Origin of the sequence: Actinomadura madurae (assembly GCF_047130825.1) — a bacterium.
Lineage (GTDB): Bacteria > Actinomycetota > Actinomycetes > Streptosporangiales > Streptosporangiaceae > Spirillospora > Spirillospora madurae.
This window is the reverse complement of sequence record NZ_CP083237.1, coordinates 4,296,723-4,313,169: the sequence shown is the minus strand read 5'-3', so window position 1 is coordinate 4,313,169 and position 16,447 is coordinate 4,296,723. Positions and strand designations below refer to the sequence as shown.

The window sequence follows — 16,447 nt, the reverse complement described above, 5'->3', positions numbered from 1 at the left end:
TCACGTCCGGTAGGTGGCCGTCCCGCCGGGGCGCCCGTCGGCGACGTCCTTGGAGAGCCGCCGGGTGAGGAACAGCCCCTCCAGGGCGAACTCCAGCGCGGCCGCGGCCTGCCCGGGGGACTCCCCGCTCATGCCGAGCCGTTCCATGATCTTGGCGAGGCCGGGCACGTGCCCGATGCGGCGCAGCAGCTCCGCCGCGGACACCAGCTCGCCCGACTCCACTCTCTCCCCGGTGTCGAACTTGTCCAGCAGCCCGTTCAGGTCGGCGGCGCCGAGCGTCCGCCGGTAGGTCTCGGCGATCGCGCGGCGCAGCAGGTGCTCCAGCACCTCCTGCTCGCGGCCCTCCTCGCTGACCTCGAACTCCACCTTGCCCATCAGCGACGGCACGACCGCCTGGAGGTCGCAGACGCGGGCGACCGCGCGCTCCTCGCCGGCGAGCGCCGCCCGCCGCACCGCGCCCGCCGCGACCGTCTCGGCGCCGGCGAGCGCGAACCGCGCGGACACGCCCGACCGTGCGTCCACCGCCGTCGACTCCCGGACGAGCCGGGTGAACCGGCCGATCACCTCGACCAGGTGGTCGGGCACCTCGGCGGGGAGCCCGGCGAGGTCGGCGAAGTCGGCCTCCTGCCGGATCAGCGCCAGCTCGGCGTCCAGCTCCAGCGGGTAGTGGGTGCGGATCTCCGCGCCGAACCGGTCCTTCAGCGGGGTGATGATGCGGCCGCGGTTGGTGTAGTCCTCGGGGTTGGCGGAGGCGACGAGCAGGACGTCCAGCGGCAGCCGCAGCGCGTAGCCGCGGACCTGCACGTCGCGTTCCTCCAGCACGTTCAGCAGCGCCACCTGGATCCGCTCGGCCAGGTCGGGCAGCTCGTTGATGGAGAAGACGCCGCGGTTCGTGCGCGGCACGAGGCCGAAGTGGACGGTCTCCGGGTCGCCGAGCGTGCGGCCCTCCGCCACCTTCACCGGGTCGACGTCGCCGATGAGGTCGCCGACGCTGGTGTCGGGGGTGGCGAGCTTCTCGCCGTACCGGTCGTCGCGGTGCCGCCACTCGACCGGCAGCTCGTCGCCCAGCTCGTCGGCGAGCCGGCGGCAGCGCACGCACACCGGCGCGTACGGGTGGTCGTTGATCTCGCAGCCGGCGACGACCGGGGTCCACTCGTCCAGCAGCCCGGCGAGGGTGCGGATCAGCCGCGTCTTGCCCTGCCCGCGCTCGCCCAGCAGCACCAGGTCGTGCCCGGCGAGGAGGGCGCGCTCCAGGTGGGGCAGGACGGTGTCGTCGAACCCGAGGATGCCGGGGAAACGGGGCTCGCCGGATCTCAGGCGGTCGAGGAGGTTCCGGCGGATCTCGGCCTTCACGGAAAGCCGGGCGTGACCGCTGTTGCGCAGCTCGCCCAGTGTTGATTCGCGTGGTGTGGATGAACGCACGCGATCGACACTACGTCGCCTCCCCGCGGAATCGCACCCCCGCCGGGGAATAGCCCGGGCTGCCCCGTCCCGCAGGTGTTTGGGTGGAGAGCGTGCGGAGGGGGAGACTGGAGGTGTGAAGCGAGCCGGCGAACGGAGTGAGGGAGGCGGCGCCGATGGCGCGATTCGGTGATGGCCTGGCCCTCGGACCCGATCTGTCCAGTGCCGCCGCGGCGGCGGTCGAGCAGGCGCTCGCCCCGCTCAGCGCGGCGCCCGACCTGGTGTGCGTGTTCGTCACGGGGGACGACCCGGACGAGGTCGAGGCCGCGGCGGTGGCCGCCGAGCGGGCGGCCGGGCCCGCGCTGCTGCTCGGCTGCAGCGCGTCGGGGGTGATCGGCGCGGGGCGCGGCGTGGAGGAGCGCGGCGCGGTCAGCGCGTGGGCGGCGGTGCTGCCCGGGGCGCGGCTGGACGCGTTCCGGCTGGAGACCCTCAAGGGGGACGACCGGCTCATCGTGGTCGGCATGCCGGAGGCGCAGGACGACGACGTGGTCGGCGTGCTGCTCGCCGACCCCTACAGCTTCCCGGTGGACGCGTTCGTGGAGCGCTCCGACGAGGCGCTGCCGGGGCTGCCGCTGGTCGGCGGGCTCGCCGAGGGCAGCGGGCTCGGCGAGACCGGGCACGGCGAGGTCCGCCTGTTCGTCGGCGGCGAGGTGCACCGGGACGGCGCGGTCGGCGTGGTGATCGGCGGTTCCGTCGCCGCCGCCACGGTGGTCAGCCAGGGCGCCCGCCCGATCGGCCCCGACATGGTGGTGACCAAGGCGGAGGAGAACGTCCTGTACGAGCTGGCCGGGGTCCCCGCGCTGGAGAAGCTGGAGCAGATCGTCCTCGGCCTGCCGGAGGAGGAGCAGGAGATGGCCGGGCGCGGGCTGCTGATCGGCGTCGCGATGGACGAGTACGCCGACGAGCACGAGCACGGCGACTTCCTGGTCCGCGGGGTGGTGGGCGCCGACACCGACAGCGGCGCCATCGCGATCGGCGACGTGGTGGACGTCGGGCGGACCGTCCGGTTCCAGGTCCGGGACGCGGGCGCCGCCGAGGAGGACCTCGCCGCGCTGCTCGAGCGGTTCGACCTGGCGCCGGTCGAGGGCGCGCTGCTGTTCTCCTGCAACGGGCGCGGCCAGGCGATGTTCCCCGACTCCGACCATGACGCGAAGGTGCTCGACCGCGCGTTCGGGCCGGCCGGGGTCGGCGGGTTCTTCGCCGCCGGGGAGATCGGCCCGGTCGCGGGACGCAACCACGTGCACGGGTTCACCGCGTCGATTCTGGCTTTCGGCAGGGTGGAGGACCTGACTTGAGCGAAGCGAACCGGGGGGTGCGGGGGGTCGTCCCCCCGCAGGAGACTCGGTTGAGGGAAGCGCGGGTTCTGGCGGTGGACATCGGCGGGACGAAGCTGGCCGCCGCGCTCGTCGCGCCGGACGGGAGCATCGCCGCCCACGAACGGATCCCGACCCCGAACGAGCCCGGCACGGACGCCGTGGAGCTGTGGCGGGCGCTGCAGGGGCTGCTCGACAAGGTCGTCGCCGCCGGGGGCGACCCGCCGCTCGCGGGCGTCGGCGTCGGCTGCGGGGGCCCGATGACGTGGCCGGCCGCCCAGGTGTCCCCGCTGAACATCCCCGCGTGGCGCGGCTTCCCGCTGCGGGACCGGCTCTCCGCCCGGTACCCGGGCGTGCCGGTCCGCGTCCACAACGACGCGATCTGCGTCGCGGTCGGCGAGCACTGGCTGGGGGCGGGACGCGGGCGCGGCAACGTCCTCGGCATGGTGGTGTCCACGGGCGTCGGCGGCGGGCTGATCCTCGGCGGGCACCTCGTGAACGGCGCCAGCGGCAACGCCGGGCACATCGGGCACGTCATCGTCGAGCCCGGCGGCACGCCCTGCGAGTGCGGGGGCCGCGGCTGCCTGGAGGCGGTCGCGCGCGGCCCGGGGCTGGTCGCGTGGGCGCGCGAGCAGGGCTGGGATCCGGGGGAGCGCGACGCCACCGGCGTGGAGCTGACCGCCGACGCGCGCCGCGGGGACCCCGTCGCGGGCGCGGCGATGCGGCGTGCCGGGCGCGCCATCGGCCTCGCGCTCGCGTCCGCGACGCACCTGTGCGACCTGGAGGTCGCCGCGATCGGCGGCGGCCTGTCGCAGGCGGGCGAGCTGCTCTTCGACCCGCTGGAGGAGGCGTTCCGCGCGCACGCCCGGATGCTGTTCGCGCGCCGCCTGCGGATCGTCCCGGCGGTGCTCGGGCAGACCGCCGGGCTCGTCGGCGCCGCCGCCCTGATCCACTCTCAAGATCGCTATTGGAGTGCGGGCTGAGTCCGGAGGGTGCGAGGATCAGATCATGACTGCCGTCAGTGTCGACGACGTCCGCGCGGCCCGCGACCTGCTCGGCGGGGTCGCCGTGCCCACCCCCCTGGTCCCGTCCCGGGTGCTGTCGGAGCAGCTCGGCGGGCCCGTCCTGCTGAAGTGCGAGAACCTGCAGCGCACCGGCTCGTTCAAGATCCGCGGCGCGTACGTGCGGATCGCCCGGCTGACCCCGGAGGAGCGGGCCGGCGGCGTCGTGGCGGCCAGCGCCGGCAACCACGCGCAGGGCGTCGCGCTCGCCGCGTCCATGCTCGGCTGCAAGGCCACGGTGTTCATGCCGGTCGGCGCTCCGCTCCCCAAGATCGCCGCGACCCGCGGCTACGGCGCGGAGGTCGTGTTCCCCGGACCGACCGTGGACGAGTGCCTCGTCGCCGCGCAGGAGTACGCCGAGGAGTGCGGGGCGGTGTTCATCCACCCGTTCGACCATCCCGACGTCGTCGCCGGGCAGGCCACCATCGGCCTGGAGATCATGGAGGAGTGCCCCGACGTCCGGACGATCGTGGCGCCGGTCGGCGGCGGCGGGCTGATGTCCGGGATCGCGGCGGCGGCCAAGGGGCTGGCGAAGGAGTCCGGCGGCGGCGAGATCAAGCTCGTCGGCGCGCAGGCCAGGCGCGCCGCGGCGTTCCCGCCCTCGCTCGCGGCCGGGGGGCCGGCGCAGATCGAGGTGGAGCCGACGATGGCGGACGGGATCGCGGTCGGCCGTCCCGGCGAACTGACCTACGCCATGTTCACCGAGCTGGTCGACGCCGTCGTCACCGTGACCGAGGAGTCCATCTCCCAGGCGCTGCTGCTCTGCCTCGAACGCGCCAAGCAGGTCGTCGAGCCCGCCGGCGCCGCCGGGGTGGCGGCGCTGCTGGAGCACGCCTACGCGGTCGAGCCGCCCGTGGTGGTCCTGCTGTCGGGCGGCAACATCGACCCGCTGCTGCTGTCGAAGGTGCTGCGGCACGGCCTCGCGGGCGCCGGGCGGTACCTCGTCGTCCGGTGCCGGCTGAAGGACCGTCCGGGCGCGCTCGTGACGCTGCTGGGCGAGCTCGCCGAGCTGGGCGTCAACGTCCTGGACGTGATGCACGAGCGGGTCGCCGCGCGCCTCCACGTGGAGGAGGCCGAAGTCCTCATGCACCTGGAGACGCGCGGCGCCGGCCACTCCGAAGACGTGATCGGGCGCCTTCGCGAGAAGGGCTACACCCTGACGCTGAGCTAGCCGCTCACAGGGACGGCTTACCCTCGGAGTAGAGCCACGCCTCGGCCCACGCGTCCAGGTTCTCGTGCGAGAGGCGCTCGGCGAAGCGGACGAAGTCCTTGGTCGAGGCGTTGCCGTACCGGTACGCGGACGGCCACGCCTTCAGCAGCCGGTGGAACGCCTTGTCGCCGATCTTCTGGCGCAGGACGTGGACGGCCATCGCGCCGCGGTCGTAGACGAGCCCGTCGAAGATGTGGTCGCGGCCCGGGTCGGCGACCTTGCCCTTCCACAGGCCGTTGTCCGCCGGGGTCGCGTACACGTCGTCGAAGGACTGCTGGACGGGCGTGCCGCTGCTGTGCTCGGCCCAGAGCCATTCGGAGTACGTCGCGAAGCCCTCGTTCAGCCAGATGTCCGACCACCGGGCCGGGGAGACCGAGTCGCCGAACCACTGGTGACCCAGCTCGTGGGCGAGGAGGCCCTCGCTCGGGATGCCGCCGGGCCGGCGCCCGAGGTCGTACACGGGGCGGCCCTGCGTCTCCAGCGCGTAGCCGACGCCCCCCTTCACGACGATCCCGCCGGTGGAGGTGAACGGGTAGCGGCCGTACAGCCCGTTCTGGAAGTCGGTGACCTCGGCGGTCTGCTGGTGGAACTTCTTCGCGTCGTCCGGCTTGATGGCCATGGCGAGGTCGGTGGCGGTCAGGTTGGGGATCCCGGCCTTCGTCCGCCCGGTGAGCACGTCGTACTTGCCGATGGCGAGCATGGACAGCTCGCTGGCCATCGGGTTCCGGACCTCCCAGCGGGTCGTCGTCCAGCCGCCCTTGGTCCACCTGCCGCGCAGGTCGCCGTTGGACAGCGTGGTGAGGTTCCCGGGCGCCGCCAGGGTGAACGTGTACGTCGCCTTGTCGGTCGGGTGGTCGTTGACCGGGAAGACGGTGGCCGCGCCGAACGGCTGGTTCAGCATCACCGCGCCGTCGGGCGTCGGCACCCAGCCGGACGTGCCGAGCGTCGCGTCGTTGATCGTCTGCGGGACGCCGGAGTACGCGACGGTCACCGTGAACGTGCGGTGCTTGCGCAGCCCCTTGCGCGGCGTGACGACGAGTTCCTGGGCGCCGGTCCGGGTGTAGGACGCCGCGCGCCCGTCCACCCGCAGCGAGGAGATCTTCAGCGGGCCCAGGAAGTCCAGGTCGAACCGGGACAGGTTCTGCGTCGCCCGCGCCTTGATCTTGGCGACGGCCTGGATCCCCTTCGTGCCCGGGTCGTACGTCAGGCCGATGTCGTAGTGGGCGACGTCGTAGCCGCCGTTGCCCATGTCCGGGAAGTAGGGGTCGCCCGCGCCCGGCGCGCCGGGCGTGAACCGCGCGGCGGCGCCCGCGGGCGCGGCGGTCACCGCGAGGCTCGCCGCGACGCTCAGCGACACGGCGGCCAGCGCTCTGGAGGTTCTGCTCATCGGCCTGTCCTCGGTCCCTCGATCAGTGGTCACAACCGTGATCAAGACTTTCCCGCGAATCGCGCGGGCGCAAGCGCGATTCGGTCTCGAATCGGCAGATCAGGGACGTTCTCGTGGCCGGAAGCGGAAACCGGTGAGGACGCGGCGGGCTCGGCCCGTCACTTGGCGGGGCGGCCCTTCTGGTAGAGCCAGTCGTCGAAGAACGCGTCGAGCTTCTTGCCCGACACGCGGTTCGCCGTCTCGATGAACTGCTTCGTCGTCCCGCTGGAGTGCCGGTGCTCCTTCGTCCACGTCCGGAGGATCTTGTAGAAGGTGTCCTCGCCGACGCGGCCGCGCAGCGCGACCAGCGTCATGCCGCCCCGGTCGTACACCGAGCGGCCGAACATCTGCTTGCGGCCCGGGTCGCCCGGCGGGACGTCCCAGAGCTCGCGCCCGCCGAGGCCGCCGTAGGACTCGTCGAAGTGCTCCTGCACGGTCTGGCCGCCGGTCTTCTCGTCCCACAGCCACTCGGCGTAGGTGGCGAAGCCCTCGTTCAGCCAGATGTCCTGCCACGTGGTCACGCTGACGCTGTCGCCGAACCACTGGTGCGCCAGCTCGTGCGCGACGATCGTCGGCTGCAGCCCGAACGCCCCGTACACCGGCCGGGTCTGCGTCTCCAGCGCGAAGCCGACGTCGGCGTTGTCGATCAGCCCGCCGGTGGAGCCGAACGGGTAGGGGCCGAACAGCTTCGTCCACTCGTCGACGATGGTGGCGTTCAGCTGGTGGAACTGGTCGATGGGCACGCCGGACGTGGTCGCGTCCACGGCGGTGATGTTCGGGATGCCGCCGGACGTCTTGCCCGTCCGCACCGTGAACCGGCCGACGTCGACCGTCGCGAGGTAGGTGGCCATCGGGTCCTTGACCCGCCACTTCGAGGTCGTCATCCCGCGCCGGGCGACCGGGACGACCCCCGGCCCACCGGTCGGGCCGGTGCTCGGGGCGCCGCTCGGCGGGCCGCCCGGACCGCCCGGCGGCACGCCCGGCGCGCCGCCGCCGGAGCTCGCCGGCGGCGTGTCCGGCTCGCCGTTGGCGATCGCCGTCAGCCCCTGCGGGACCGTGAGCTCGAAGTCGAACGTGGCCTTGTCGCTCGGGTGGTCGTTGCTGGGGAACCACGTCTTCGCGCCGCTCGGCTGGCACGCCACGAACACGCCGTCGGACGTGCGGATCCAGCCGTAGGTGCCGAGCACCGGGTCCGACACCGGCTTCGGCGTCCCCGAGTAGGCGATGACGGTGGTGAACCTCCGCCCCTTCTCCAGGGGCTTGGCCGGGGTCACCTCCAGCTCGCCGCCGCCGCGCTGCTGCCGCGCGGGCGCCCCGTCGACCTTGATCGAGGAGACCTCCAGCCCGGTCAGGTCCAGGTTGAAGCGGGCGAGCCGCGCGGTCGCGGTCGCGGTGATCGTCGCGGTGCCGTCGAGCTGCTTGGCGCCGTCCGGCGTGATGGTCAGCTTCAGCCCGTAGTGCTCGACGTCGTACCCGCCGTTGCCGTCGCCCGGGACGTACTTGTCGCCCGCGGTGGTCGGCCCAGCCGGGCCGTTGACCGCCGGGCCCTTCGGGGAGCCGGACGCGCTCGCACTCGGGTCGTCGAACGGGGTCTGGCACGCCGCGGTCAGCGACCCCGCGAGCGCGAGGGCGGCCAGCCCCGACACGCCGCGGAACACGGTGCCTCGCGGGGCCCGCGGCCCGGTCGGGCGGGGACTGGGGGAGTTTCCGGCCATATCCACGCAGTCCAGCCTGCCCGGGGAAACCCCGCCCGGCAACTCGGCGGGGCCGCGGGCAGGTCAGCGGCCGGCGTAGGGGTTGGGCCGGTGCGGGTCGGCCTTGACGACGACCGTCCTGGCCACCTTGCAGTGCAGCGCCTGCTTGCGCGGGTCCCAGAGGATCCACAGGACGTCGACCAGGCCGACGCAGCCGCAGATCCCGCCGAGCACGCTGTAGAACGCGGAGCGCCCCACGGCCTGTCCGGTGGTGATGGCCAGCCCGTCGTCGTCCCGGACGACGCGGATCCCGAGCAGCATCTTGCCGAGCGTCTGCCCCCGCTTGGCGTGCATCAGCCAGTAGTAGAGGAACGCCAGCACGACGCTGACCGCGTTGGTGCCCACCTGGGCGCCGTTGTACATCGAGTCGCCGGGCTCCGGATCGAACACGCGGTCCCAGTTGACGAACGGGATCGAGATCAGAACCGTGACGATGCCGACGATGACGAGGTCGACCAGCCCGGCGCCCAGCCGCGCCCAGCGGCTCGCGAGCTCGCCCGCCGGGGACACCTGCCGGCCCGTGCCGTAGCCCGGCGCGCCGTATCCCTGCTGGCCTCCGTAGGAGGGGTACTGCTGCCCGTACCCCTGCTGACCTTCGTAGGGCTGTTGCTGGCCGTAGGGCTGCTGCCCCCCGTACGGCTGCTGCTGGCCATAGGGCTGCTGCTGACCGTAGGGCGGTTGCTGCTGGCCGTAGGGCTGTTGTTGGCCGTAGGGCTGCTCTCCCTGCGGCGGCTGACCGCCGTACGGAGGTCCGCCGTAGGGGCCTGGCCGTCCGGGCTGGTCCTGCCGCCCGTCCGGCCGGTCCTCCGGCTCTCCCCCGGACGCGGGGTCGTTCGGCGGTTGCGTCATGCCGACAGCGTCGCCACGTCACCGTCGCCCAAACATCGCCGCGTCCGGGGGCGGCCGGAATGTTTACCCCCGCTTGATCAACCGTTGCCGGGGCCCGGTGCCGCGTCGCGGGCGTACGGGTTCGGCGTCCACGGGGTCGCCTTCACCACGATCGTCTTGGCGACCTTGTCGTGCAGGGCCTGGCGCCGGTCGTCCCACAGGATCCAGGCGACGTCGAGCAGGCCGACGATCCCGAGGATCCCGGCGGCGGGAGAGAGAAGGTTCAGCACGCCGGTCGTGATGCTGATCGCGTAGATGAACCCCTGCCTGCCGATCACCTGCCCCCAGGTGACCGCCGACTGGTCCGAGGCCTTGACCAGCCGGATGCCGCAGGCCTTCTTGCCGAGCGTCTGGCCGTACTTGGCGTGCAGGACGGTGAAGTACGCGAAGCTCAGCACGAACACGATCGCGTACCCGGTCAGCAGCCGCGGGATGTTGTAGACGTCCATCGGGTCCGTGATCGGCTGGTTGGACTCGACGGACTCCTGCATCTTGTCCCAGCGGATCGAGAACAGGACGGCCGGCATCGCCACGACGCTGATCAGGATGCTGTCCAGGATCCCGGCGCCGAGCCGGGCGCCCCGTCCGGCCAGCATGTCCTGCGGCCCGCCCGGGTACTGGCCGCCGGGGTACGGGGCGCCGGGCTGCGGGACGCCCGGAGGGCCGTAGCCCGGGACCGGCGGGGCCTGCGGCAGCGGGCCGCCCGGCCGCCCGGATCCGGCCGCCGGAGGGGGCTGGGCGGGCTGCCCGCCGTACGTGCCCTGGTACGGGGGCGGGCGCTCGGGCGTCGCGGCGTCCCCGGAGTCGTTCGTGTCGCCGGACGCGGGGTCGGGGGGCGGCCGGTCGCCTTCCGGCGGGGGATTCTTCGGCGGTTCGCTCATGGCCACACAGTGTGCCCGTGCGGGCGACGCACGGACACCCCGGATGCGTCCGAGCCCCGGACACGGCGCGCGTCCGGGGCTCGGACCCGGGTCCCGGGCGGGACGTCACAGGTTGCCGCGGCGCTCCTGCTCCCGCTCGATCGCCTCGAACAGGGCCTTGAAGTTGCCTTTGCCGAAGCCGAGCGAGCCGTGCCGCTCGATCAGTTCGAAGAACACCGTCGGGCGGTCCTGGACGGGCTTGGTGAAGATCTGCAGCAGGTAGCCGTCCTCGTCGCGGTCGACGAGGATCCGGCGCTTCTGCAGCTCCTCGATCGGCACCCGGACCTGGCCGATGCGCTCGCGCAGCGCCGGGTCCTCGTAGTAGGAGGCGGGGCTCTCCAGGAACTCCACGCCCGCGGCCCGCATCCGGTCGACCGACGCCAGGATGTCGTTCGTGGCGAGCGCGATGTGCTGCACGCCGGGCCCGCCGTAGAACTCCAGGTACTCGTCGATCTGCGACTTGCGCCGGCTCTCCGCCGGCTCGTTGAGCGGGAACTTCACCTTGCGGGTGCCGTCCGCGACGACCTTCGACATCAGCGCCGAGTACTCGGTCGCGATGTCGTCGCCGACGAACTCGGCCATGTCGGTGAAGCCCATGACCCGGTGGTAGAAGTCGGCCCACTCGTCCATGCGCTCGACGTTGCCGACGCAGTGGTCGATCGCCTGAAAGAACCTCTTCTCCGGCGGCTCGACGATCGGGCCGGCGGCCTCGAACCCCGGCAGGTAGGGGCCCGCGTAATTGGAGCGGTCGACCAGCGAGTGCCGGGTCTCGCCGTAGGTGGCGATGGCGGCGACGGTGGCCTTGCCGTGGTCGTCCTCCAGGACGTGCGGCTCCTCCAGGCCCGTCGCACCCTTCGCGACCGCGTGCCGGTAGGCGTGCTCGACGTCCGGGACCTCGATCGCGAGGTCCACGACCCCGTCGCCGTGCTCGGCGATGTGCCGGCCGATCCCGGTGCCCGCCTTCACCGGGCCGCGGAACACGAACCGGGCCCCGCCCGACTCCAGCACGTGCACCGCCTCGTCCGGGCTTCCGTTCTCCGGGCCCCGGTACGCGATCCTGCGCATCCCGAACGCGGTCGAGTAGTAGTGGGCGGCCTGCTTGGCGTTGCCGACGGCGAAGACGACGGCGTCCATACCCTTGACCGGAAACTCATCCATGCCACCCAATCTCGACATGGACCTACAAGCTGCGCAAGAGTGAGCTGTAACGCTGGACACTGTGCTCAGTGAAACCGGCTGTCCGCCGGTCGCTCTGTACATTGTGACCACGACCAGGGGAGGGCCGCGTGCCGATCGACGAACTGGACGGGCGGCTGATCGAGCTGTTCACCCGCGAACCCCGCGTCGGCGTCCTGGAGGCGTCCCGGCGGCTCGGTGTCGCGCGCGGCACCGTCCAGGCGCGGCTCGACCGGCTGGCGCGCGACGGCGTCATCGCGGGCCACGGTCCCGAGATCGACCCCGCGGCGCTCGGCTACGGGGTGACGGCCTTCGTCACGCTCCAGCTCCGGCAGGCGGGCGGCCACGACCCGGTCGCGGCCCGGCTCGCCCAGGTGCCGGAGGTGATCGAGGCGCACACGATCACCGGGCCCGGCGACATGCTGTGCCGCATCGTCGCCCGCAGCAACACCGACCTGCAGCGGGTCATCGACGTGATCGTCGACGTGGAGGGCGTGGAACGGGCGTCCTCGGTGATCTCGCTGGCCACCCAGATCGCGCACCGCACGCTGCCGCTCGTGCTCGCCGCGTCCGGCCGGGGAGGCGGAGCCGGAAAAGCGAGCGGCCCGCCGCCCCGGTGAGGGGACGGCGGACCGGACGTTCTCCCCGCCGGGTGGCCGCCGCCCGGCGGGCGGCGGCCCTCGCGGCGCTGCCGGACGGCGCTACGCGCCGCCGTAGGGGGTGGCGTCGAGGATCTCCACGGTCATCGAGCGGCCGTTGGGGAGGGTGTAGGTGGCCTTGTCGCCGACCTTCTTGCCGTCGATCGCGGCGCCGAGCGGCGACTTCGGGGAGTAGACGTCGATGGGGGCGCCGACCTCCTCGCGGGAGGCGAGCAGGAACGTGACCTCCTCGTCGTCGCCCTCGAACGAGACCGTGACGGTCATCCCCGGGCCGACGACGCCCTCGGTGCGCGGCGCCTCGCCCACGCGGGCGTTCTCCAGGATGCCCTGGAGCTGGAGGATGCGGCCCTCGATCTTGCCCTGCTCCTCCTTGGCCGCGTGGTAGCCGCCGTTCTCGCGCAGGTCGCCCTCCTCCCGCGCCGCCTCGATCTTCTGAGCGATCTCGATGCGGCCCGGGCCCGACAGGTGGTCCAGCTCAGCCTTGAGCCGGTCGTACGCCTCCTGGGTCAGCCAGGTGACGTTGTCAGCGCGGGTCTCGGTCACGGGTACTCCTCATCCACATGGTGCGATCTGGCCCGCCCCCGCGGGCGGGCGTCACATCGACATGAAGTGCGGCCGGGTGAAACCTCAAGCCTATCCGGTGTGTGCGGGTAAAGGTTCCCTGAACTCGGCGTCCGCAATCCGCCAATCGTGATTCGTCATTCACCCGGCGTATCGGCCCGCCGGGCGGCGCGGGAGCCCGGCGATCAGGCCTTGCGGCAGTCGCGGATCCGGGCGCCGGTGGCCCGGCGCGGCGTCCGCAGCGTCTCCGACCCCTTCATGCTGGACCTCCCCGCGGGCACGGAGACCTCCTTCTGCGCGAGGACGGCGAAGTCGGTGTCGAACGCGTCGACCGTGCACCGTACATCGTCGTCCTTCCCCTTGGCGACCGAGAAGTTGACGACGACCGAGGTGTCGGTGATGGAGTACGTCACCGTCTGCGCGACGATGCCGGGCGTCTGCCCCGCGTGCGCCGCGAGGATGCCGAAGCCGGCCGCCCCCAGCGCGGCCAGGAGGCCGATGACCACCAGCCCGGCCCGGCTCCGGAGGGATCCGGCGGGCGCCGCTGCTTTCGACACGCTCGTCGTCATGGCGGGGAATCTCCGTGCGGGGTGGGGACGTTGTCAGGGACAATTCATTCTCGTCTGTCATGCCGCGTGCCTCGAACCGGGGGCCGCTCAGAGTCCGGAGAGGGAGAACCCCCAGTGTCCGAGGTCATCGACGGTACGACGCTCGAACGGCCGTGCGGCGGTGACGAGCCGCTGCGCCTCATGGCGGTGCACGCCCACCCCGACGACGAGTCGAGCAAGGGCGCGGCCACGATGGCGCGGTACGTCGCCGACGGCGTCGAGGTCCTCGTCGTCACCTGCACCGGCGGCGAGCGCGGCGACATCCTGAACCCGGCGATGGACCGTCCCGAGGTGAAGGCCGACATCGGCAAGGTCCGCGAGGCCGAGATGGCGAAGGCCCGCGAGATCCTCGGCGTCGGGCAGCGCTGGCTCGGCTTCGTCGACTCCGGATTCCCCGAGGGCGACCCCCCGCCGCCGCTGCCCGAGGGCTGCTTCGCGCTGGAGCCGCTGGAGAAGGCCTCCGAGCCGCTGGTGCGCGCCGTCCGCGACTTCCGCCCGCACGTGATGCTCACCTATGACGAGAAGGGCGGCTACCCGCACCCCGACCACGTCAAGTGCCACGAGGTGTCGGTGGAGGCGTTCGAGGCCGCCGGCGACCCGGAGCGCTACCCGGGTACGGGCGACCCCTGGCAGCCGCTGAAGCTCTACTACCACATGACCTTCAGCAAGGACCGCATCCTCGCCCTGCACAACGCCATGGAGAAGGCCGGCCTGGAGTCGCCCTACGGCGAGTGGATGAAGCGCTTCGAGGACGAGGCCCCGAAGTGGGAGGTCACCACCCGCGTCCCCTGCGCCGACCACTTCGAGACCAGGGACCGCGCCCTGCTCGCCCACGCCACCCAGATCGACCCGAACGGCTTCTGGTTCGTCGTCCCGCTGGACCTCCAGCGCGAGGCATGGCCGACCGAGGACTACCATTTGGCCAGGTCCCTGGTCGACACCGAGCTGCCGGAGGACGACCTGTTCGCCGGCATCCGGGAGAAGGTGTGTCTGTGATGCCTCCGCTCGCCGCCATACCGCTGAACGACGACACGGTCAGCCCCGGCGTCCTCGGCTTCGTGGTCTTCCTCGCCCTGCTGGCCGCCACGGTCTTCCTGATCCGCTCGATGACCAAGCAGATGAAGAAGATCCAGGCGCCCCGCGAGGAGGACCTGAAGCAGCAGGAGTGGGAGCGCGCCGAGGCGGAGAAGGCGGCCGGGGCCGGCACCGCCGCGAAGACGTCCGACGACGACGCCTGAGCCCGGCCGCCCGGTTGGACCCGGCCGCGCCCGGGGAGGACCCTCGACGTGCCCGAGAACACCGAACCCGAGGACGCCGGACCCCGTCGCGCCCTCGACGAGCGTCTCGCCGCGACCGCGGCCGGGGAGGGCGAGCCGGAGGCCGAGGGCCTGGCCCTGCTCGACCGCGAGCGCTGGGCCGAGGCGGCCGAGGTCCTGGAGGAGGCCCTCGGCCGCGCCGAACGCGGTGCCGAACGCGGCGCCGAAAGCGGTGCCGAAGGCGGTGCCGAACGAGGGCGCGACCGGCACGCCGTCCTGCGCGCCCGTCTCGACCTCGCCCGCGCGCTGACCGGGACCGGCGACCTCGACCGCGCGATCGGCCTGCTCGGCCCGCTGCCGGACGAGTTCGCCGCCCTGCCCGAGCCCGACGAGGGCTCCCGCGCCCGCGCGCTGTCGAGCCTCGGCACGGCCTACCTGCGCGCCCGCCGTCCCGTCGCGGCGACCAACTTCTTCGGCCAGGCCCTGGAGATCTACCGCCGGCTCGGCGCCGTCGACCGGCAGGCCGCCATGTTCGCCCACATCGCCGAGGCCGCCCGCCTCCGCGGCGACGACGCGGCGGAGAGGGCGGCCCGCGCCCGTGCCGCGGAACTCCAGGAGGCGCTCCCGGCGGAGTGACCCGGCCGGGGTCAGGCCTTGCGGTGGTCCCAGCTGACGACCCGGTCGGGGTCCATGAGGATGAGGACGCGCTTGGCGATGGCCTGCTCGATGCCCTCGGCGATCACCGGGTCGATCGGCTCGCCCAGTGCCGGGACGGGCAGGCCCGCCATGCGGGACCCGACGACCATGCCGACCTTGCTGCGCGGCTCCGGGTCCTCGACGACGAGGCCGCGGCCGTAGAGGGCGACGCCGCGCAGCTCGTTGTACTCGACGCCGTCCTCGACCAGGCACGTCATGGTCGGGTTCCGGCGCAGGTTCAGCACCTTCTGGGAGGCCTTGTAGGTGGTGAAGGCGATCTTGTCTTCGTAGAGCGTGTAGAACATCGTCACCAGGTGCGGCGCGCCGTCCTTGCCGACGGTGGCGACCTGCACCTTGTAGTTCTCGGCGAGGTAGGACGCCACCTCGTCCGGCGTCATCTTGATCTTGTCGCGCTTGTTCCCGGCCAACGGAGCCTCCCAGAGTCGCCTGTACCGTGCACACGATAACCAAGCACTTGCCCGACCGCGCGACCGGCACCATGGACGGATGTCGGCTCGCGATCTGATCGTCCTCGGCTCCGCCAGCGCGGTCCCCACGAAGTCCCGCAACCACAACGGCTACCTGCTGCGCTGGGACGGCCACGGCGTCCTGTTCGACCCCGGCGAGGGGACGCAGCGGCAGATGACGTACGCCGGCGTGGCGGCGAGCGACGTGACGTGGATCTGCGTGACGCACTTCCACGGCGACCACTGCCTCGGCGTCCCCGGGATCGTCCAGCGCATCGCCCGCGACGGCGTCGAGCATCCGGTGGACGCGGCCTTCCCGGCGAGCGGGCGGGACTACTGGGACCGGCTGCGGCACGCCGCCGCCTTCCGGGAGACCGACGTGATCCGCGACCGTCCCGTGTCCGGCGAGCGGATGCCGCTCGACACCGGCGACGCCCCCTTCACGCTGGTCGCGCGGCGGCTCTCCCACCCGGTCGAGGCGTACGGGTACCGGCTGGAGGAACCGGACGGCGTCACGATGCTGCCCGCCGAGCTCGCCGCGCGCGGGGTGCGGGGCCCGCTCGTCCGTCGCCTCCAGAAGGACGGGCGGGTCACCGCTCCCGACGGCCGCACGGTCACGCTGGACGAGTGCAGCGTGGCCCGCCCCGGGCAGAAGGTCGCGTTCGTCATGGACACCCGGCTCTGCGACGGCGTCCGCGAACTCGCCGACGGGGTGGACATGCTCGTCATCGAGTCCACCTTCCTGCACGAGGACGTCGCCCTGGCCACCGAGTACGGGCACCTCACCGCCGCGCAGGCAGGGGCGGTGGCGGCGGAGGCGGGCGTCCGGCACCTGGTCCTGACGCATTTCTCGGAGCGCTACCGCGGTGAGGACGAGCACCGGTTCCTGGAGGAGGCGTCCGCCGCCTTCACCGGCGAGGTCACCCTGGTCCACGATCTCGACCGGATCCCGATGCCGCCGCGCCGTCTGACCTGACGCGTACGGGGCAGT

General features: G+C 72.7%; 17 protein-coding genes. 8 read left to right on the top strand and 9 right to left on the bottom strand.

All coding sequences use genetic code 11. The features are described from left to right. Complete coding sequence (locus K8Z49_RS19550; RefSeq protein ID WP_024935976.1) at positions 1-1,422, bottom strand: sigma 54-interacting transcriptional regulator; 1,422 nt, start codon at positions 1,420-1,422, stop codon at positions 1-3. Positions 1,423-1,577: 155 nt separating this feature from the next. Between K8Z49_RS19550 and K8Z49_RS19545 the strand changes: the two genes are divergently transcribed. Genes K8Z49_RS19545 through ilvA form a run of 3 tightly spaced genes read left to right on the top strand, consistent with a single transcriptional unit; the run spans position 1,578 to position 5,006 of the window. Next, on the top strand, positions 1,578-2,756 hold the full coding sequence (locus tag K8Z49_RS19545; protein WP_024935975.1) for an FIST signal transduction protein: 1,179 nt from the start codon (positions 1,578-1,580) through the stop codon (positions 2,754-2,756). A gap of 50 nt (positions 2,757-2,806) precedes the next feature. Continuing rightward, positions 2,807-3,757 carry an ROK family protein gene (locus tag K8Z49_RS19540; protein ID WP_412520175.1) on the top strand — a complete coding sequence of 317 codons (951 nt, stop codon included), beginning with the start codon at positions 2,807-2,809 and terminating at the stop codon, positions 3,755-3,757. A 25-nt stretch (positions 3,758-3,782) separates the two neighbouring features. Continuing rightward, a complete protein-coding gene (gene ilvA, locus K8Z49_RS19535; RefSeq protein WP_021600232.1) occupies positions 3,783-5,006 on the top strand; it encodes a threonine ammonia-lyase in 1,224 nt (407 codons plus the stop codon). A gap of 4 nt (positions 5,007-5,010) precedes the next feature. Here ilvA and K8Z49_RS19530 read toward each other — a convergent pair whose 3' ends face one another. The 5 genes from K8Z49_RS19530 to hppD all read right to left on the bottom strand — a co-directional run bounded on the left by K8Z49_RS19530 (position 5,011) and on the right by hppD (position 11,191). After that, positions 5,011-6,432 carry a M1 family metallopeptidase gene (locus tag K8Z49_RS19530; protein WP_412520173.1) on the bottom strand — a complete coding sequence of 474 codons (1,422 nt, stop codon included), beginning with the start codon at positions 6,430-6,432 and terminating at the stop codon, positions 5,011-5,013. Between the two features lie 158 nt (positions 6,433-6,590). Beyond that, positions 6,591-8,186 (bottom strand): M1 family metallopeptidase, encoded by a 1,596-nt coding sequence (locus K8Z49_RS19525; protein WP_412521103.1) that lies wholly within the window; start codon positions 8,184-8,186, stop codon positions 6,591-6,593. A gap of 63 nt (positions 8,187-8,249) precedes the next feature. After that, complete coding sequence (locus K8Z49_RS19520) at positions 8,250-9,074, bottom strand: RDD family protein (protein ID WP_412520171.1); 825 nt, start codon at positions 9,072-9,074, stop codon at positions 8,250-8,252. Positions 9,075-9,151: 77 nt separating this feature from the next. Further along, positions 9,152-9,994 (bottom strand): RDD family protein, encoded by an 843-nt coding sequence (locus tag K8Z49_RS19515; RefSeq protein ID WP_024935971.1) that lies wholly within the window; start codon positions 9,992-9,994, stop codon positions 9,152-9,154. A gap of 105 nt (positions 9,995-10,099) precedes the next feature. Further along, positions 10,100-11,191, bottom strand: a complete 1,092-nt coding sequence (gene hppD / locus K8Z49_RS19510; RefSeq protein WP_177287677.1) for a 4-hydroxyphenylpyruvate dioxygenase — start codon at positions 11,189-11,191, stop codon at positions 10,100-10,102. Positions 11,192-11,319: 128 nt separating this feature from the next. On the opposite strand from hppD, the gene K8Z49_RS19505 reads away from it, so the two are divergent. Then, on the top strand, positions 11,320-11,829 hold the full coding sequence (locus K8Z49_RS19505; protein ID WP_021596933.1) for an Lrp/AsnC family transcriptional regulator: 510 nt from the start codon (positions 11,320-11,322) through the stop codon (positions 11,827-11,829). Between the two features lie 81 nt (positions 11,830-11,910). Here K8Z49_RS19505 and greA read toward each other — a convergent pair whose 3' ends face one another. After that, the gene (gene greA, locus K8Z49_RS19500) at positions 11,911-12,411 is read right to left on the bottom strand and encodes a transcription elongation factor GreA (RefSeq protein WP_021596932.1); all 501 of its coding nucleotides are present in this window, start codon (positions 12,409-12,411) and stop codon (positions 11,911-11,913) included. A gap of 203 nt (positions 12,412-12,614) precedes the next feature. After that, positions 12,615-12,998 carry a DUF4307 domain-containing protein gene (locus tag K8Z49_RS19495; RefSeq protein WP_021596931.1) on the bottom strand — a complete coding sequence of 128 codons (384 nt, stop codon included), beginning with the start codon at positions 12,996-12,998 and terminating at the stop codon, positions 12,615-12,617. 180 nt (positions 12,999-13,178) lie between these two features. On the opposite strand from K8Z49_RS19495, the gene mca reads away from it, so the two are divergent. The 3 genes from mca to K8Z49_RS19480 are packed head-to-tail and all read left to right on the top strand — an operon-like array spanning position 13,179 to position 14,929. After that, positions 13,179-14,033, top strand: a complete 855-nt coding sequence (gene mca, locus K8Z49_RS19490) for a mycothiol conjugate amidase Mca (RefSeq protein ID WP_033332981.1) — start codon at positions 13,179-13,181, stop codon at positions 14,031-14,033. Beyond that, on the top strand, positions 14,033-14,275 hold the full coding sequence (locus K8Z49_RS19485; RefSeq protein ID WP_021596929.1) for a hypothetical protein: 243 nt from the start codon (positions 14,033-14,035) through the stop codon (positions 14,273-14,275). Before mca ends, K8Z49_RS19485 begins: the two co-directional genes overlap by 1 nt. A gap of 48 nt (positions 14,276-14,323) precedes the next feature. Next, entirely contained in the window at positions 14,324-14,929 is a 606-nt protein-coding gene (locus K8Z49_RS19480) for a tetratricopeptide repeat protein (RefSeq protein ID WP_412520167.1), read from the top strand. Between the two features lie 11 nt (positions 14,930-14,940). Here the strand turns inward: K8Z49_RS19480 and K8Z49_RS19475 are convergent, their stop codons facing one another. Next, a complete protein-coding gene (locus K8Z49_RS19475) occupies positions 14,941-15,417 on the bottom strand; it encodes a pyridoxamine 5'-phosphate oxidase family protein (protein WP_021596927.1) in 477 nt (158 codons plus the stop codon). 79 nt (positions 15,418-15,496) lie between these two features. Here K8Z49_RS19475 and K8Z49_RS19470 point away from each other — a divergent pair, with 79 nt between their 5' ends. Continuing rightward, the gene (locus tag K8Z49_RS19470) at positions 15,497-16,432 is read left to right on the top strand and encodes a ribonuclease Z (RefSeq protein ID WP_075020868.1); all 936 of its coding nucleotides are present in this window, start codon (positions 15,497-15,499) and stop codon (positions 16,430-16,432) included. Positions 16,433-16,447 lie beyond the last annotated feature (15 nt).